Annotated in this window: 2 protein-coding genes; one reads left to right on the forward strand and one right to left on the reverse strand. The window is 64.0% G+C overall.

Going from position 1 to position 2,784, the window contains the following annotated elements; genetic code table 11:
* Positions 1-2 precede the first annotated feature (2 nt).
* Positions 3-605, forward strand: coding sequence for a fructose-6-phosphate aldolase (gene fsa, locus EN984_RS29670; protein ID WP_164751410.1), 603 nt, complete (start codon positions 3-5; stop codon positions 603-605).
* 71 nt (positions 606-676) lie between these two features.
* Here fsa and EN984_RS29675 read toward each other — a convergent pair.
* On the reverse strand, positions 677-2,784 hold a 2,108-nt coding region (locus tag EN984_RS29675), incomplete at its 5' end, for a DNA translocase FtsK (RefSeq protein ID WP_245480144.1).

Consider the following 2,784-nt stretch of genomic DNA (forward strand, 5'->3'; position numbering starts at 1 on the left):
ATCTGGGGCTGCTCGACGGCGTCACCACCAATCCGTCGCTGATCCTCAAATCCGGCGGCAAGATCGCCGACGTGACCAAAGAGATCTGCGACATCGTCAAGGGTCCGGTCTCGGCTGAAGTCACCGCCACTGAATATTCCGAGATGATGCAGCAGGCCAAGGTTCTGGCCAAGATCGCCGACAATGTCTGCATCAAGGTGCCGCTGACGCTGGACGGTCTCAAGGCCTGCAAGACGATCCGCACCGAGATGAACCGCCTGGTCAACGTCACGCTGTGCTTTTCGGCCAACCAGGCGCTGCTGGCGGCCAAGGCCGGTGCCTCGTTCATCTCGCCCTTCGTCGGCCGCGTCGACGACATCGGCATCGACGGCATGGAGCTGATCCAGGAGATCAGGCAGATCTACGACAATTACGATTTCCAGACTGAGATCCTCGTCGCTTCGGTGCGCACCGTGAACCACGTCAAGCAGGCGGCCCTCATCGGCGCCGATGTCGTGACCGCCCCCCCGGCGACCCTGAAGGCGCTGGTCAAGCACCCGCTGACCGACAAGGGCCTGGAACAGTTCCTCGCCGACTGGGCAAAGACCGGCCAGAAGATCGGCTGAGGCCAATGCGCTTGTGGTGAAAAAGGCCGGGTAACCGGCCTTTTTTATGTGCGCTTCAAGCGGGCTGCCGATCAGTCCGCGCCGTCATCCTCGGGCGCGCTCGCCGGCGGGCGCCGGCCCATGATGATTTCGCGTTTGCCGACATGGTTGGGTGCGCCGACCAGGCCTTCCTTTTCCATACGCTCGACCAGGGACGCGGCGCGGTTGTAGCCGATGCCGAGGCGGCGCTGGATGTAGGACGTCGAGCACTTCTTGTCGCGCACCACCACCTTCACCGCCTCGTCGTAGATCGCATCACTGTCTTCGGCTGCGACGGATCCCTTGTCGAAGACCGCGCCCTGGTCTTCTTCGATTTCTTCCTCGTCCTCGTCGGCCGTCACGGTTTCCAGATATTCAGGGCGCCCTTGCGCCTTGAGATGCGCGACCACATGCTCGACCTCGGCGTCGGAAACAAACGGCCCATGCACGCGCGAAATGCGCCCGCCGCCCATCATGTGCAGCATGTCGCCCTGGCCAAGCAATTGTTCGGCGCCCTGCTCGCCCAGGATGGTGCGGCTGTCGATCTTCGATGTCACCTGGAAGGAAATCCGGGTCGGGAAGTTGGCCTTGATCGTGCCGGTGATGACGTCGACCGAGGGGCGCTGCGTTGCCATGATCAGGTGAATGCCGGCAGCGCGCGCCATCTGCGCCAGTCGCTGGATCGCGCCTTCGATCTCCTTGCCGGCGACCATCATCAGGTCGGCCATCTCGTCGACGATGACGACGATGTAGGGCATCGGCGCGAGGTCGATTTCCTGCTGTTCGAAAAGCGGTTCGCCGGTGCCCTTTTCGAAGCCGGTCTGCACGGTCATGACGACGGTTTCGCCCTTGTCGCGGGCTTGAGCGGCACGCTCGTTGTAGCCGTCGATGTTGCGCACACCGAGCCGCGCCATCTTGCGATACCGGTCTTCCATTTCGCGCACGGCCCATTTGAGCGCCGTGACGGCTTTCTTGGGATCCGTGACGACGGGCGTCAGAAGATGCGGGATGCCGTCATAGACAGAGAGTTCGAGCATCTTGGGATCGACCATGATCAGCCGGCATTCTTCCGGCTTCAGCCGGTAGAGCAACGACAGGATCATGGTGTTGATGGCGACCGACTTGCCGGAGCCGGTGGTTCCGGCCACGAGCAAATGCGGCATCTTCGCCAGCTCGGCGATAACAGGCTCGCCGCCGATCGTCTTGCCGAGACAAAGCGCCAGCTTGCAGCTGGTCTTGCGGAAGCCTTCCGATTCGATCAGCTCCCGGAAATAGACGGTTTCGCGCGTCTCGTTCGGGAGCTCGATGCCGATGACGTTGCGGCCAGGCACGACGGCGACGCGCGCCGAAATCGCCGACATGGAGCGGGCGATATCGTCGGCAAGCCCGATGACGCGAGAAGATTTGACGCCCGGCGCCGGCTCGAACTCATAGAGCGTGACCACCGGGCCTGGGCGAACATGAATGATCTCGCCGCGCACGCCGAAGTCCTCGAGCACGCTTTCCAGCAGATCGGCGTTCTGCTCGAGCCGCTCCTGCGACATGTAGAAGCCTTGTCCCTCCGGTGGCTGCTGCAACAGCTCTTCCGAGGGAAGCTCATAGGGATCGCCCGCGGTTGACAGCACGACCTTTCCAGCCCCAGGCAAGCGCGCGGAGCGGGCGGCAACGGCCCTGGCAGGGACGTTCACACTTGGCGCGGCCGACGCGGAAACGGCGTCGCTTTTGGCGGCTGGGATTGCGACAGGCTGGACCGGCGACGGCGCATCGCTCGCCGGCACGCCGGGTTGGGCGACGGCCTGGTTCGAATTGGCCGGCCAAGCATCCGGCAACGGCTTCAAGGCCTGGCCCGGAAGGCAGTCGATGACACGAAACAATGCGGTGGCATCGGTCCCTGGGCGAATATCGATCGGCGTAGCGGTGACTGGCGCCACGGCGAGCGATGCAGGCGACGCTGGACCGGTCTGCCGGGCCGGCGACGAAACGTCGACCAGATAGGGGGCCATGGCCTCGAAGAAGGCATGATCCGAAAGATACGGCCAGCGCAGCCTTTCGGAAGTGGTCGCTTTGATCGGGCCGCCCGGAGCAACGGACGCACGCGCGGATGCCTGCCCCGTCGCGGCCGTCCTCCGCGGCATCCGCGCCACGGCTGGCACCTTCTCCC

This window comes from Mesorhizobium sp. M7A.F.Ca.CA.004.12.1.1 (assembly GCF_003997835.1).
Lineage (GTDB): Bacteria > Pseudomonadota > Alphaproteobacteria > Rhizobiales > Rhizobiaceae > Mesorhizobium.